Consider the following 13,953-nt stretch of genomic DNA (forward strand, 5'->3'; position numbering starts at 1 on the left):
CATGGCCAAGGTGAACCAGACCTATTATGTCCCGGACCAGAGTCGCTGGCCCATCATTGGTGCCATTGCACTGTTTTTCCTGGCGTTGGGGGCGGGGCATCTGGTCAATGAAGTGGCGAGTGGGCAGACCGGTTTCGGCCGGTATCTGATGATGGCCGGTGTCGCCCTGCTGGCATTCATGTTGTTTGGCTGGTTCCGTCACATCATCCGGGAGTCCATGACCGGGCTCTACAGCGCCCAGATGGACAGATCCTTCAGGCAGGGCATGGTCTGGTTCATCTTCTCCGAAGTGATGTTCTTTCTGGCTTTTTTCGGAGTGCTGTTCTATGCACGCCAGCTTGCGGTGCCCTGGCTGGATGGTGCGGGCCACAGGGTGATGACGGGCCAGCTGCTGTGGCCGGATTTCACCGCTCACTGGCCCCTGCTCAAGACGCCCGGCGGGGCCACGACCCAGGCCATGCCCTGGCAGGGGATCCCCCTCATCAATACCTTGATCCTGCTCGGCTCCTCCGTGACCCTACTGTTTGCACACATGAGTCTGGAAAACGGCAGACGCATGCGGCTCAAGGGGATGTTGCTGGTAACCGTGGTGCTCGGGCTGACATTCCTGTGGTTTCAAGGCTATGAGTATCTGCATGCCTATCGGGATCTCGGACTGCGGCTGGATTCCGGCATCTATGGCAATACCTTCTTCATTCTGACCGGGTTCCATGGACTGCACGTGCTGCTGGGCACCCTTTTCCTGACCATCATCTGGCTGCGCATCATGCTGAGGGATCATTTCACCCCACAGCGTCATTTCGCTTTCCAGGCTGCGGCCTGGTACTGGCACTTCGTCGATGTGGTCTGGCTCTGTCTGTTCGTCTTTGTCTACCTGCTTTGATGCCGTGCTCAGTAGGGGCGCGGGTTGGGTTCCAGCCAGCCCATCGCGAGAGAGAGCAGCAGTATGATGACCACCAGCAGGGAGAAGAAGACGCGCCGGCCCAGAGGTACCGACATCTTTTGCGTATTGCCTGCACTGAGCATCAGCCAGAGGGCGTGAAACAGCTGGCCGATGATGAGCAGCAGCATGAGTACCAGAACGACCTTGATCAACATCTTGGGATCCTCCTCGATATGCGCGATTCGGCTGCACGAGACAAGCGACGACCATGGCATCACAGACGCTGGTTCGTCTTGTTGTTCACTCTGGTGGTGACGGCCGGTTTGTGCAAGCTGGCGTTCTGGCAGTGGCAGCGCGGAATGGAAAAAACGGCCTGGCTGGCGCAGATGGCAAAGATGCAGCAGGCCGGGCCAAGGACATTGGCCCAGATCGACTGGCAACACCCGGAGTCACTGGATGGCCAGCCTCTGCAAGGGAAAGCCGAGTGGATCAGCCCTTATGTCTGGTTGCTGGACAACCAGATCGTCAACGGGGAGGTTGGCTATGACGTGCTCATCCCGGTACGCACAGAGGGGGGATCCTCACAGTTGCTGGTCAACCTGGGATGGGTGCCCGCGCCATCCGACAGGTCGCAATTGCCCAATCCCGCCATTCCCGCCGCAATGACCCTTGAAGGTGTTCTGCGCATGGCTCCCGGCGGCTTCCTGTTGGGACAGAACATAGAACCAGGCCCCTACCCGAACCGGCTGCAATCCATCAGGGTCGAGACCCTGCGACAGGCAATCGGAGCCCCGCTTGCAGACGCCGTGTTGTATCAAAGACGAACCCCATTCCTCTATCACTACCAGCACAATGTCATGCCGCCCGAAAAACACCGGGCCTATGCGGTGCAATGGCTCGGCTTGGCGCTGGTGGTTCTGTCAGGGGGGGTCATGCTGACAAGGAGGTGCTCCCCATGAGCGGATGGCGACGCTGGCGGGTGCCCGCGCTCTTTGCCGCGGTGATCCTGCTGCCTGTGGTGCTGGCGGCTCTGACGCTTCATCAGGGCTGGTATGAACCCGGCACGCGCAGCAAGGGGCACTGGCTGCACCAGGAGATCTACCTGTTGCAACCGCTTCCTGCCCATCAGCACCAATGGCGACTGGTCTATCTGGTGGCCCCTCGCTGCGAGGGCCAATGCCGGCAGGTCCCCGCGCTGATGGCACGTATCCAGGCCGCACTTGGCCGTAATCTGGACAAGCTGGAGCTGGTCCAGTTGACACCACCTCACGAGGCAAACACTGAAATGAGGGAGGGGGATATACTGCTGGTGGACGCCCGCGGGCTGGCCATCTTGCGTTACGAGGTACCCGGCAGCACGACGACCTGGCCGTTGCTTGGCAAGGCGGTACTGTCGGATCTGCAGCAACTGCTCAAATATCAGCGTGGGGTGCAGTGACGATGCCGTCGGCATGGAACTCGCATCTTCTGGTTACTGCACGGTCAACGAGGCGGCATATGAAGATGCACAAGAGGCTGGCCTCCGTGGCCATTGCGCTGGCAGTACTGGTCATCGCGCTCGGTGCTTATACCCGGTTGACGGATGCCGGGCTGGCTTGCCCCGATTGGCCAGGTTGCTATGGTTCCCTGGCCATTCCCCGCGCTGAGCATGCGGAACTGGCGGCACAACGTTATCCGGCCAGCCCGCTTGTTCCTCACAAAGCGCGCAGCGAGATGGTGCATCGCTACTGCGCCGGGGTGCTGGGAGGCGTGATTGTGCTCCTATCCGGCTTGGGCTGGCGTACAGGTGGCCGACTGCGTCACCTCTCGCTCATCTTGCTGGTGCTGGTTGCAGGTCAGGCGGCGCTGGGTATGTGGACGGTGACCCTGGCCCTGCATCCTCTGGTGGTGACCACTCATCTGCTGGGCGGCTTCGCCATCCTGACCGTGCTTTGGCTCTATCGGGCCGAATTGGCAGGCTTCACTGTATCCCCGCCCGTACACCAGGGTGTGTCCTGGCTTGGCAGCATGGCCTGCGGCGTGCTGCTGCTGCAGATCGCGCTGGGGGGCTGGACGTCGGCGAACTATGCGGCCATGGCGTGTGTGGAGTTTCCCTTGTGCCAGGGCAACTGGCAGGCAGAGCTGAATTGGGCGCAAGCCTTTCATCTCCCCCTGGGTCACGCCAGTTATGAGTTCGGCGTGCTGGACAAGGAGGCGCGCCAGACCATTCACATCGCCCATCGCCTGGGAGCGCTGACCACGGCCTTGCTGGTGGGTGCTTTCGCCCTCGCGCTGCTCTGCCAGCGGCCCCCCTTGAGAGGGTTTGGCTGGTTGTTGCTGGGTCTGCTGACCGTGCAGATTGCCTTGGGATTGGCGAACGTCCATCTGGCCCTGCCGCTGGCCAACGCCCTTGCACACAATCTGGTGGCCGCCCACCTGCTGGCCTGTTGTGTGCTGGCGCGCGGGAGCCTCTCTTTGCATCATCACGACCCCTTGCCATCCCCTGGGATGGTCAGGAGCCGGACATGAATGGGAGAGGGCGGGTACAGCGCTTCGCCCTCCGCCGGGTGCACGATTATTGTCAGTTGACCAAACCAAAGGTGGTCGCCCTGCTGCTCCTGACCGCCTGGGTGGGCATGCTGCTGGCCGAGCCGACACGCGCCTCTCTGGACGAGATGATACTGGGCCTGGCGGGGATTGGACTGCTCGCTGCCGGGGCGGCGGCCATGAACCATTCTCTGGATAGCGGCATCGATGCCCGGATGCGCAGAACGCGCTGGCGCCCGGTCGCCATGGGACGGATCACGCCGGGGCAGGCGATGAGTTTTGCGATCTGTCTGGCACTGTCGGGGTTTGTTCTGCTTCATTGGGGCGTGAATCCCCTGACTGCCTGGCTGACTTTGGCCAGCCTGTTCGGCTATGCGGTCGTCTATACCCTGCTGCTGAAGCGGGCCACGCCGCAGAATATCGTCATCGGCGGATTGGCGGGAGCCATGCCACCGCTCTTGGGCTGGACCAGCATCACGGGGCAGCTTTCGGCCGAGCCCTGGCTGCTGGTGATGATCATCTTTACCTGGACGCCGCCCCATTTCTGGTCTTTGGCCATCCACCGGCGCGATGACTATGCCGGTGCCGACATTCCCATGCTGCCCGTCACCCACGGCACCGATTTCACCAAGACAGCCATCCTGCTCTATCTGCTGATCCTGACGCTCGTCTGCCTGCTGCCCTATCTGATCGGTATGTCGGGGCTTGTCTACCTGGTCGGCAGCCTTGGGTTGAACCTTGGATTCTGCTGGCATGGCTGGTTGTTGAAATATGAGGAGCGCCCCGGCCAGGCGATGCGCACCTTCCGTTTCTCCATCTATCACCTGATGCTGCTGTTTGGTCTGCTGATTCTGGATCACCACTGGTTGTGGCGGTTGTCATGACGTTGATGCGGGTCGAGGTCGGGTGAATGGTGACGCTGCGTCGGTGCACAGCAGGGATGCACAGACCTGATGCAAAACAAGATGGCCCCAAGGGGCCATCTTGTTTTCAGGGGGACGGAGTGGAGCCTAGAGCTTGACCATGATATGGCGCGGCACCGTGTAGTCCTCCAGCGCGTAGAGGGAGAGATCCTTGCCGTAACCGGACATCTTCATGCCGCCGTGGGGCATCTCGGAGGTGAGCATGAAGTGGGTGTTGATCCAGGTGCAGCCGTACTGCAGGTGGCTGGCCACCTTGCTGGCAAGGCCGAGATCCCGGGTCCAGACCGAGCTGGCGAGGCCGTAATCCGAGTCGTTGGCCCACTGCACCACCTGTTCGGCGTCGGTGAAGCGGGTCACCGACACCACGGGGCCGAACACCTCTCGGCGCACGATTTCATCCTCCTGACGGGCGTGGGCGATCAGGGTCGGCTCGAAGAAGAAGCCGTTGCCGGGGCGGATCTTGCCCCCCGCCGTCACCTCCACGTGACCGCTGCTCTGGGCCCGTTCCACGAAGCTGGCCACCCGGTTGCGCTGCCGATCCGAAATGAGCGGCCCCATCTCCACCCCCTCCTCGTGCGGACCGCCCACCTTGATGGAGGCGACCGCATCCGTCATGGCGGCGACGAACTTGTCATAAATTTTGCCCTGGGCGTAGATGCGGCAGGCGGCGGTACAATCCTGGCCGGCGTTGTAGAAGCCGAAGGTACGAATACCGGCCACCACGGCCTCCAGATCCGCATCGTCGAAGATGATGACCGGCGCCTTGCCCCCCAGCTCCAGGTGGGTGCGCTTCATGGTGCGGGCGGCGCTCTGCAGGATCTTCTGGCCGGTGGCGATGTCACCGGTGAGGGACACCATGCGTACCAGCGGGTGCTCCACCAGCGGTGCCCCCACGCTCTCGCCCCGGCCGCAGACGATGTTGATGACGCCGCGCGGGAAGAGCTCGCTGGCGAGCTCCGCCAGGCGCAGGGCGGTGAGCGGGGTCTGCTCGGAGGGTTTTAGCACCACCGTATTGCCGGCGGCGAGCACGGGGGCCATCTTCCAAGCCGCCATCATCAGCGGATAGTTCCAGGGGGCGATACTGCCCACCACACCGATGGGGTCGCGGCGGATCATGCTGGTGTGCCCCTCGATGTACTCCCCCGCCAGCGGCCCCTGCAGGCAGCGGGCGGCGCCGGCGAAGAAGCGGAAGCAGTCCACTACCGCGGGCAGCTCGTCATTGAGCACCGCCAGATAGGGCTTGCCGCAGTTGAGGGATTCGAGCGCCGCAAACTCCTCGGCGTGGCGCTCGATGGCATCGGCCAGGCGCAGCAGCAGGGTACTGCGCTGGGCTGGCGTGGTGCGGCTCCACTGGGCGAAGGCGCGTTGGGCGCCGTTCACCGCCCGGTTCACCTGCTCGAACGAGGCTTCGGGCACCGAGGCGATCAGCTCGCCGGTGGCCGGGTTGAGGATGGGCTCGGCCTGGCCGTCACCGGTGACGAACTGACCGTCGATCAAGAGTTGGGTAGAGAGTTTCATGGTTGCATCCTTGCGCACGCGTTGAGTCGTTATTTGCCACTGCCGGTGACGTCCTGGCCGTCGCGGGTGAGGTAGTAGGCAAGCAGAATAGGAATGGTGGTGAAGGCCACTATGATGAGCGCCACCACGTTGGTGACCGGCCTGTCCCGTGGCCGGATCAGCTCCTGATACATCCAGATCGGCAGCGTGGTCTGCTGGCCGGCGGTGAAGGTGGTGACGATCACCTCGTCAAAGCTCAGCGCAAACGCCAGCATGCCCCCCGCCAGCAGCGCGGTGGCGAGGTTGGGCAGGATCACGTAGCGCAGAGTCTGGAAGCCGTCGGCGCCGAGATCCATCGATGCCTCGATGAGGCTCTGGTTGGTGCGGCGAAAGCGCGCCAGGGCATTGTTGTAGACTACCACCACGCAGAAGGTGGCGTGACCGATGACGATGGTCCAGAAGCTGAAGGGGATCTCCATCACCCCGTAGGCTGAGCGCAGCGCGATGCCGGTGACGATGCCGGGCAGGGCGATGGGCAGCACCAGCAAGAGTGACACCACCTCCTGGCCGAAGAAGCGGCTGCGGGCGATGGCTCCCGCCGCCAGGGTGCCGAGCACCATGGCCACCAGGGTGGCGAGCCCGGCCACCTCCAGCGACAGCTGGATGGCGCGCCACACGTCTGGGCGGTTGAGGGTCACCTCGAACCACTTGAGGGTGAGCCCGGGGGGCGGGAACTGGTAGCTCTTGCTCTCGCTGGTGAAGGCGTAGAGGAAGATGAACAGGATCGGAAAGTGCAGGAACAGGAGGCCGCCGATGGCCGCGTACTTGAGCAGGCCGGAAGGCTGGTTGCCATGGTCCCGTTTCATGGAGGTATTAGAGCGCATCGAAAGCCCCCAAGCGTTTCGCGATGGTGAGGTAGATGGCGATGATGAGGATCGGCACCAGCGAGAAGGCGGCGGCGAAGGGCAGGTTGCCCGCCGTGCCCTGCTGCATGTAGACCACCTGACCTATGTACATGGTGGAGTTGCCTATGATGCCGGGGATGATGTAGTCCCCCAGCGTCAGGGAGAAGGTGAAGATGGAGCCCGCCACCACGCCGGGCAGGGCCAGCGGCAGGATCAGGGTGCGAAAGGTCTGGGCCGGGGTGGCGCCGAGATCGCCGCTCGCCTCCAGCAAAGAGCGCGGGATCCGCTCCACCGCCGCCTGGATGGGCAGGATCATGAAGGGCAGCCAGACGTAGACGAACACGATGAAGGTGCCGATGCGCGAGAACGACAGCGACGGGCCACCTATCACCGGCAGCGAGAGGATGGCGTCCAGCAGCCAGTCCACTCCCAGAGTATCTGCCAGCCAGCTGATGACCCCCTCCTTGGCCAGGATCAGCTTCCAGGCGTAGACGCGTACCAGATAGCTGGACCAGAGCGGCAGCATGATGCCGACGTAGAACAGGGCCCGGGTCTTGCCGCTGGTGTAGCGCGCCATATAGTAGGCCACCGGAAAGCCGAGCAGGGCGCAGGCCAGGGTCACCAGCAGCGACATGCCGACGGTGCGCAGGATCACGTCCAGGTTCTCCGCCCGCAGCAGGGCGACGAAGTTCTGTAGGCCCAGTTCGTGGCGGATCTGGCCGCTGAACTCGTCCAGCCCGAAGAAGGCGTTGGAGAGCAGCATCAGCAGGGAGCCGACATAGATGATGCCGAGCCACAGCAGGGGCGGCCCGAGCAGGATGGCCAACAGCAGACCCGGCCGCCCGTAGAGCAGGGTGGAGAGGCGCCGCAGCGGCCGATAGGAGAGGGGGGCAGTGGGTTGGCTCATGGCAAGGCTCGCACTGTGGGGGGCGCTCATGGTTGAGCTCCCTGAGGGGCGGTGTGCAGGCGATGGATCGCCTGCTCCGGCCAGCTGAGGCTGACTCGGGCGCCACGGGGCAGGCGGGCCTGGCCCTCGTTGGGGTGGTTGACGATAAGCTCGAGCTGCTCGCCGAGATCGACCCGGTAGCGTACGAAGGGACCGAGGTACTCCACTTCGCGCACCTCCCCTGACCAGCCCGGTGTGCCGGCCTCGGCGAGCCGGATCCGCTCAGGGCGGACCATCATCTGCTGAGCATCGCCGCACAGCCGGCGGGCCTGCTCCCCCTCGAACAGGTTGACGGTGCCGACGAAGCGGGCGACGAAGGGGGTGGCGGGGGCGTCGTAGATGGTATCCGGTGCGGCTATCTGCTCGATCTTGCCCTGATTGAAGATGCAGATCCGGTCGCTCATGGAGAGCGCCTCCTGCTGATCGTGGGTGACGAAGATGAAGGTGATGCCGAGCTGGCGCTGCAAGGCTTTCAGTTCGAGCTGCATCTGCTCGCGCAGCTTGAGGTCGAGCGCCCCGAGCGGTTCGTCCAGCAGCAGGATGCGCGGCTGGTTGATCAGTGCCCGGGCGATGGCGATGCGTTGGCGCTGGCCGCCGGAGAGCTGGCCCGGCTTGCGGTTGCCGACGCCGGGCAGACGCACCAGCTCCAGCATCTCGTCCACCTTGCGGTAACGCTCCGCCTTGGCGACGCCCTTGAGCATCAGGCCATAGCCGATGTTGTCGCGCACATCCATGTTGGGAAACAGGGCGTAGTCCTGAAACACGGTATTGAGGTTGCGATCGTAGGGGGGCACGGTGGAGCAGGGCTCGCCGAACAGCCGGATCTCCCCCTCGCTCGGGTATTCGAAGCCCGCGATCATCCGCAGGCAGGTGGTCTTGCCGGAACCGCTCGGCCCCAGCAGGGTGAAAAATTCTCCGGACGGGATCTGGAAGGAGATGTCGTCGACCGCCTTCACCTCGCCATAGTGGCGGCTGACCCGGTCAAATTGTACGGCATTCATGGGGCGTCCTTGTCTGTGTGGGAAGCGGGCCGGACTCCTGTCCGGCCCCATATCGGCATTTACTGAGGCACCTCAGCGACCACCCAGGATGGCGATATAGTCCGAGACCCAGCGGTAGTAGGGCACGCAGGTTCCCTGGCTCTTGCACTGGGAGACAGGGGTACGCCAGAAGTGAACCCGATCGAAGTTGTCGATGCCGTTGGTCTTGCACCCCTCTTTTCCGAGCAGGGCATTGCCTTCGCAGGCGGCCGGCACCACCGGCACGGAGCCGAACCAGGAGGCGAGATCCCCCTGCAGCTTGTTGTTGAGGGAGTGCTCCAGCCATTTGTAGGCACAGGTGAGGTTCTTGGCCTCGCTGTGCACCATGCTGGTGTCGGCCCAGCCGGTGACCCCTTCCTTGGGCACGGTAGTGGCGATGGGCTGCTTGTCGGCGATCAGGGTATTGGCCTGGAACGGCCAGGAGCCGGAGGCCACCACCCCCTCGTTCTTGAAGTCATCGATCTGGACGAAGGCGTCGTGCCAGTAGCGTCCCACCAGCTTGCGCTGCTGGCGCAGGAGGTCGAGGGCGGCCTTGTACTGATCCTCGTTCAGCTCGTAGGGATCCTTGATGCCGAGCGCCGGCTGATGGCTCATCAGATAGAGGGCGGCATCGGCGATGTGGATCGGGCCGTCAAATGCCTGCACCCGACCCTTGTTGGACTTGCCGTCCGGCAGGGTCTGCTCCTCGAACACCACGTTCCAGGAGTCGGGCGCCTTGGGGAACACCTTGGTGTTGTACATCAAGATGTTGCCGCCCCACTGGTAGGGCACGCCATAGTGCTTGCCGTCCACCGTGTGCCAGGGGGCATTCTGCAGGCGGGGGTCTATCTTGCCGTAGCTCGGGATGAGCGCCAGGTTCAGTGCCTGCACCTTGCCGCCGGCGATGAGGCGCAGGCTGGCGTCGCCGGAGGCGGTCACCAGATCGAAGCCCCCCTCGTTCATCAGCGCCACCATCTCGTCCGAGGTGGCGGCCGTCTTGACGTTGACCTTGCAGCCGGTCTCTTTCTCGAAGCCGGTGACCCAGTCGTAGTTCTTGTCGGTCTCGCCGCGCTCCACGTAGCCGGCCCAGGCCACGATGTTGAGCTGGCCTTCACCCTTGCCGAGAGTGGTGGGGGCAGCCTGGACCTGGCTTGCCAGCAGCGCCGGGATCAGGGCCAGGGTCAGAGGGGTCAATTTCATCTTGCTCTCCTTGCATGATTGGCAACCGTGGCGGCGCCACAGTAGGCATTAACATCCTGTTAACCAGTCATGAGCGTAGGAGAAGCCGGGAGCAATGAGAATTTCAATTTTTAACGGCTTGGGTATCTGTAAAATCGATATCGAGTGCGGATGAATCTGATTTTTTTGCCGGAGTCACGGCTGTTCAGGCTCAGTCCTAGCGGGGGAGGTGCTGGCGGGCCCGTAGCCGGCTCTGATCTCTGGCGATGTCGATGAACTCGCGTGCGGCCCAGTCAAGGCGCGAGCCGCGCCGCCACACCAGACCGATGTCGATGGCGGGGATGGGCTCCTTGATGGCGCGGGCCTCGACCCGCTCCTGCTCCAGCGACCAGGGGCGGTAGGCAAAGTCCGGCAGCAGGGCGAGCCCGAGCTGGCTCGCCACCAGGCTGCGCACCGCTTCCACCGAGGCGGTACGCAGCACGATGCGCGGCGCGATACCGTAGCGGCGTAGGCCGCCGCCGATGATCTGGTCCAGCTGGTCGGCGGTCAGCGAGATCATGGGCTCCTCGCCGAGCGCCTTGAGGGAGAGGGTCGACTCGGCGCAGAGGGGGTGGTTGGCGGCGAGCCAGACCCGCAGCGGCGAGCGGGTCAGCAGCTCGGCATCGAACGCCTCCTGGCGGATGGTGCGGTTGGTCATCAGGATCCCCACATCCACCTCACCGTTGACGATCTGGTGCTCGAGATAGGGCTGCTCATCCTCCTTCACCTCGATCTGCACCGCCGGGAAGGCGCGGCGAAAGCGGCCGAGGGCCTCCGACAGATAGTAGCCTGCCACCAGGGTCGTTACGCCGATAGTGAGCCGCCCCTGATCCTGCTGGGCTACCGCTTTGAGAGAGTGGCTGGCTTCGGTCATGGCGCCGAGGATGCGACGGGCGTGCAGCAGAAACTGGTGGCCCTGGGTGGTGAGGCTGACCCCGCGCGGATTGCGCTCGAACAGGGCGGCGCCGAGCTCGGTCTCCAGCTCGCGGATGGCGCTGGTGACCGCCGACTGGGAGATGTGCAGCTCGGCGGCTGCGCGGCTGACCGAGAAGCTGTCGGCTACCGCCACGAAATAGCGGATCTGGCGAAAGGTGAAGTTCATCTGGGCGTCCTGCCACGTGCGATCAAGGTGAGTGCCAGCTTAACCTCGAATCGCGCCCAGACAAAAGGCGCCGTGATGGCGCCTTTGTCGTTGTTTTTACGGAAATTAGCGGGCTGTCACTGCCTCTGTGACCGGTACACGGTTCACTCCCTTGCCCAGATAGGCGAGGGTGATGGTCACTATGATGCAGGTGAAGCTGAGCCACATGTAGGGCAGGTAGTCGAGGGTCGCCACCCCGAGGACACCAGCCATGAAGATGCCGTTGTCGCTCCAGGGCACCATGCCGCAGGTGAGGGTGCCGCCAAACTCGGCGTTGCGGGAGAGGTTCTTGCGCGCAAGCCCCAGTCTGTCGTAGTTCTTGGCCATGATCTTGGGGGTCAGGATCAGGGACACATACATGGCGGAACCGAACACGTTGGCCAGGAAGGCGGTGCCGATGGTGTGGCTGGTCAGGCTGCCGGCGCTGTTGATGCGCTTCTCGAAGGCGCTGGCGATCACTTCCAGGATGCCGACCTTCTCCAGCAGACCGCCGAAGCCCAAGCCGAAGATGATGACGGCCACGGAACCCAGCATGGACTCCATACCGCCGCGGCCCAGGATGTTGTCGATGAAGTCGACGCCGGAGGTGATGGCAAACGGGCTGTAGGCGGAGTGCATTGCCTTCACCGGATCCATGTCCTGGAAGACGATGGCCCAGACAAGACCCAGCAAGGCGCCGAAGCTTATCACCGGGAAGGCGGGCTTGCGGTTGGCCAACAGGCCCAGCACCAGCACCACGGGCACTATGGCCATGGGGGTGATGTTGAACTGCTTGTCGAGGGCGTCCATCACCAGATTGACCTGCTCCAGGCTGACGTTGCCGGAGTACTGCATGCCGACCACGGTGAACAGGGCGGCGGTGATGACGTAGGAGAACAGACTGATGGGCAGCATCCCCTTGATGTGTTCCATCACGTCGACGTTGGACATGGTAGAGGCCAGCACCACGGAGTCGGAGAGCGGGGAGAGCTTGTCACCGAAGTAGACTCCGGAGAGCACGGCACCGGCTACCAGCGGCGCGGGTACCCCCAGGCTGTGGCCTATGCCCATCATGGCGATGCCGGCGGTGGCCGCCGAGCCCCAGGAGGTGCCGGTGGCCAGCGAGGTGAGAGAGCAGATGATCAGGGTCGCCAGCAGGAAGATGGAGGGGTGTATCACCTTGAGGCCGAAGTAGATGATGCTGGGGACGATGCCGCCGGCAATCCAGGTGCCCACCAGGGCACCGACGGAGATCAGTATCAGGATGGCCCCCATCCCCTTGGCGACGCCGTCGACTGCCGCCTGCTCCAGGGATTTGTAATCGTGGCCGAGCTTGATGCCGAGTCCCATGATGACGAACCAGGCGATGAACAGTGCCAGCTGGATTGGCAGATCCAGCACGCTGGTGAAGGAGAAGGCCAGGGCCAGGAAAATGGCCAGGCAGGCAAATACTTGCGACATGCCCGGCAATCGGATGTGGTGTTGTTGGTTTTGCATAGACGCTCCCTAAACTCTTGCTCGCCAAGGTCAGCCCCTCTCGTCCTGCGGATGCGTCGATCCCGAGAGGCTTACCAAAAGAGGGCGCAATCTACCATAAAGCGGAGGTGTAAAATCCCTGCTCATTCGGCAAAACAGCTTTAAAATTTTAAAATCCCACAAAATAGTTGATCTGATCGGCATTTTTCACTGTTCAATCGACACCGTTTGATAGCCGGAGATCCATAGGTAAGTTCGATTGCAGATGACAACACCAAGGATGATAATAGTTATCATTAATCTTTTTCGGACCAATGCCAATGAACTGGATAGCACGCGCTCTGCTCTTGGCCGCCCTTCTGGCGGTGCTGGTCTGGGGTCAGGAGAAGGAATACGGGTTCTGGAGCCTGGGATTCTTGCTGGCTGCCTGGGTCATGCTGGAACCCAGGCTGAGACCGGTGTTGATCCTGCTGCCGGTTGCGGGAATGACAGGGGTCGTCACTCTGCTCTGGCAGCAGGGCTGGCATTAAGCCTGGCGAGTGGGGACGGCCTGGATCTTGTCGTAGGCCTGGCGCAGGGAGGCGATGACCTTCTTCTCCATCTCGCTGCGTTCGGCGTCTGTCGTGAAGTAGATCATGTCGACATCGTGACGGATGTAGTGGGAAGGAAGCTGGTTGAGTGTCAGGCAGCAGAGGTCTGCCAGCTGATAGGGGGTCAATGTTCGAGCCAACCCCTGTTTTTCTATCTCCTTGAGCACCAGATGCTCATAGAAGTTGTGAATATCGGTATCCAGGATCATGGGAAAACCCCCGTGGTGGCGCAGCATCTTCAACAGCATAGCCATGGGGCATGAAAACACAAAAGGCCCGTTACTCTCGTAACGGGCCTTTGCAGAATGATGGTGCGAAGAGAGGGACTCGAACCCTCACATCCGTGGGACACTAACACCTGAAGCTAGCGCGTCTACCAATTCCGCCACCTTCGCACACTGATTTTCTCCAGCTGGTTTTTAAATGCGGTTGGAGCGCATTTTCTGTGTTTTACATGCCAGAAGCATGGTGCGAAGAGAGGGACTCGAACCCTCACACCCGGGGGGCACTAACACCTGAAGCTAGCGCGTCTACCAATTCCGCCACCTTCGCACATCGGGTTATCAGTCTGGATTTACATGCTGTCTGATAAAAGCATGGTGCGAAGAGAGGGACTCGAACCCTCACACCCGGGGGGCACTAACACCTGAAGCTAGCGCGTCTACCAATTCCGCCACCTTCGCACATCGGGTTATCAGTCTGAATTTACATGCCGTCTGATAAGAGCATGTTGCAGTATGGTGCGAAGAGAGGGACTCGAACCCTCACATCCGTGGGACACTAACACCTGAAGCTAGCGCGTCTACCAATTCCGCCACCTTCGCATCACTGCGGTGGGGGATTCTATAGA

At 62.4% G+C, this 13,953-nt stretch carries 15 protein-coding genes and 4 tRNA genes; 6 read left to right on the forward strand and 13 right to left on the reverse strand.

Translation table 11 applies throughout. The annotated features are described in order from the left end of the window. Position 1 precedes the first annotated feature (1 nt). A complete protein-coding gene (locus AB5Y68_RS19950; RefSeq protein ID WP_039039710.1) occupies positions 2-883 on the forward strand; it encodes a cytochrome c oxidase subunit 3 in 882 nt (293 codons plus the stop codon). Between the two features lie 8 nt (positions 884-891). Here AB5Y68_RS19950 and AB5Y68_RS19955 read toward each other — a convergent pair whose 3' ends face one another. Continuing rightward, on the reverse strand, positions 892-1,098 hold the full coding sequence (locus AB5Y68_RS19955; protein WP_039039709.1) for a DUF2909 family protein: 207 nt from the start codon (positions 1,096-1,098) through the stop codon (positions 892-894). Between the two features lie 81 nt (positions 1,099-1,179). Here AB5Y68_RS19955 and AB5Y68_RS19960 point away from each other — a divergent pair, with 81 nt between their 5' ends. Genes AB5Y68_RS19960 through cyoE form a run of 4 tightly spaced genes read left to right on the forward strand, consistent with a single transcriptional unit; the run spans position 1,180 to position 4,293 of the window. Beyond that, entirely contained in the window at positions 1,180-1,842 is a 663-nt protein-coding gene (locus AB5Y68_RS19960; protein ID WP_039039708.1) for an SURF1 family protein, read from the forward strand. Further along, the gene (locus AB5Y68_RS19965) at positions 1,839-2,321 is read left to right on the forward strand and encodes a hypothetical protein (RefSeq protein ID WP_039039707.1); all 483 of its coding nucleotides are present in this window, start codon (positions 1,839-1,841) and stop codon (positions 2,319-2,321) included. Before AB5Y68_RS19960 ends, AB5Y68_RS19965 begins: the two co-directional genes overlap by 4 nt. A 59-nt stretch (positions 2,322-2,380) precedes the next feature. Then, entirely contained in the window at positions 2,381-3,391 is a 1,011-nt protein-coding gene (locus AB5Y68_RS19970; protein WP_039039706.1) for a heme A synthase, read from the forward strand. Further along, on the forward strand, positions 3,388-4,293 hold the full coding sequence (cyoE, locus tag AB5Y68_RS19975) for a heme o synthase (protein WP_039039705.1): 906 nt from the start codon (positions 3,388-3,390) through the stop codon (positions 4,291-4,293). Before AB5Y68_RS19970 ends, cyoE begins: the two co-directional genes overlap by 4 nt. 126 nt (positions 4,294-4,419) lie before the next feature. Here the strand turns inward: cyoE and AB5Y68_RS19980 are convergent, their stop codons facing one another. The 7 genes from AB5Y68_RS19980 to nhaC form a co-directional block, all read right to left on the reverse strand. Then, positions 4,420-5,850 carry a gamma-aminobutyraldehyde dehydrogenase gene (locus AB5Y68_RS19980; RefSeq protein WP_039039704.1) on the reverse strand — a complete coding sequence of 477 codons (1,431 nt, stop codon included), beginning with the start codon at positions 5,848-5,850 and terminating at the stop codon, positions 4,420-4,422. Positions 5,851-5,879: 29 nt separating this feature from the next. Further along, the gene (locus AB5Y68_RS19985; RefSeq protein WP_039039703.1) at positions 5,880-6,695 is read right to left on the reverse strand and encodes an ABC transporter permease; all 816 of its coding nucleotides are present in this window, start codon (positions 6,693-6,695) and stop codon (positions 5,880-5,882) included. Between the two features lie 7 nt (positions 6,696-6,702). Beyond that, entirely contained in the window at positions 6,703-7,671 is a 969-nt protein-coding gene (locus AB5Y68_RS19990; RefSeq protein ID WP_039039702.1) for an ABC transporter permease, read from the reverse strand. After that, positions 7,668-8,681 carry an ABC transporter ATP-binding protein gene (locus AB5Y68_RS19995; protein ID WP_010675762.1) on the reverse strand — a complete coding sequence of 338 codons (1,014 nt, stop codon included), beginning with the start codon at positions 8,679-8,681 and terminating at the stop codon, positions 7,668-7,670. Before AB5Y68_RS19995 ends, AB5Y68_RS19990 begins: the two co-directional genes overlap by 4 nt. Before the next feature lie 72 nt (positions 8,682-8,753). Then, the gene (locus AB5Y68_RS20000; protein ID WP_039039701.1) at positions 8,754-9,899 is read right to left on the reverse strand and encodes an ABC transporter substrate-binding protein; all 1,146 of its coding nucleotides are present in this window, start codon (positions 9,897-9,899) and stop codon (positions 8,754-8,756) included. 196 nt (positions 9,900-10,095) lie between these two features. Next, the gene (locus tag AB5Y68_RS20005) at positions 10,096-11,019 is read right to left on the reverse strand and encodes a LysR family transcriptional regulator (protein WP_039039700.1); all 924 of its coding nucleotides are present in this window, start codon (positions 11,017-11,019) and stop codon (positions 10,096-10,098) included. A 105-nt stretch (positions 11,020-11,124) separates the two neighbouring features. Beyond that, entirely contained in the window at positions 11,125-12,534 is a 1,410-nt protein-coding gene (nhaC, locus tag AB5Y68_RS20010; RefSeq protein WP_010675759.1) for a Na+/H+ antiporter NhaC, read from the reverse strand. A gap of 299 nt (positions 12,535-12,833) precedes the next feature. Between nhaC and AB5Y68_RS20015 the strand changes: the two genes are divergently transcribed. After that, positions 12,834-13,043: a hypothetical protein gene (locus AB5Y68_RS20015; RefSeq protein ID WP_010675758.1), complete on the forward strand. Its 210-nt coding sequence runs from the start codon at positions 12,834-12,836 to the stop codon at positions 13,041-13,043. On the opposite strand, the gene AB5Y68_RS20020 is transcribed toward AB5Y68_RS20015, so the two are convergent. The 5 genes from AB5Y68_RS20020 to AB5Y68_RS20040 all read right to left on the reverse strand — a co-directional run bounded on the left by AB5Y68_RS20020 (position 13,040) and on the right by AB5Y68_RS20040 (position 13,927). Then, positions 13,040-13,312 (reverse strand): late competence development ComFB family protein, encoded by a 273-nt coding sequence (locus AB5Y68_RS20020; protein WP_029314828.1) that lies wholly within the window; start codon positions 13,310-13,312, stop codon positions 13,040-13,042. The two genes, AB5Y68_RS20015 and AB5Y68_RS20020, sit on opposite strands and share 4 nt — an antisense overlap. A 100-nt stretch (positions 13,313-13,412) precedes the next feature. After that, positions 13,413-13,498, reverse strand: a tRNA-Leu gene (locus tag AB5Y68_RS20025). Between the two features lie 71 nt (positions 13,499-13,569). After that, positions 13,570-13,655 (reverse strand) — tRNA-Leu (locus AB5Y68_RS20030). A 45-nt stretch (positions 13,656-13,700) separates the two neighbouring features. Beyond that, positions 13,701-13,786, reverse strand: a tRNA-Leu gene (locus AB5Y68_RS20035). Between the two features lie 55 nt (positions 13,787-13,841). After that, positions 13,842-13,927 (reverse strand) — tRNA-Leu (locus AB5Y68_RS20040). Positions 13,928-13,953: the final 26 nt, after the last annotated feature.

Origin of the sequence: Aeromonas sp. R6-1, assembly GCF_040908165.1 — a bacterium.
Lineage (GTDB): Bacteria > Pseudomonadota > Gammaproteobacteria > Enterobacterales > Aeromonadaceae > Aeromonas > Aeromonas caviae.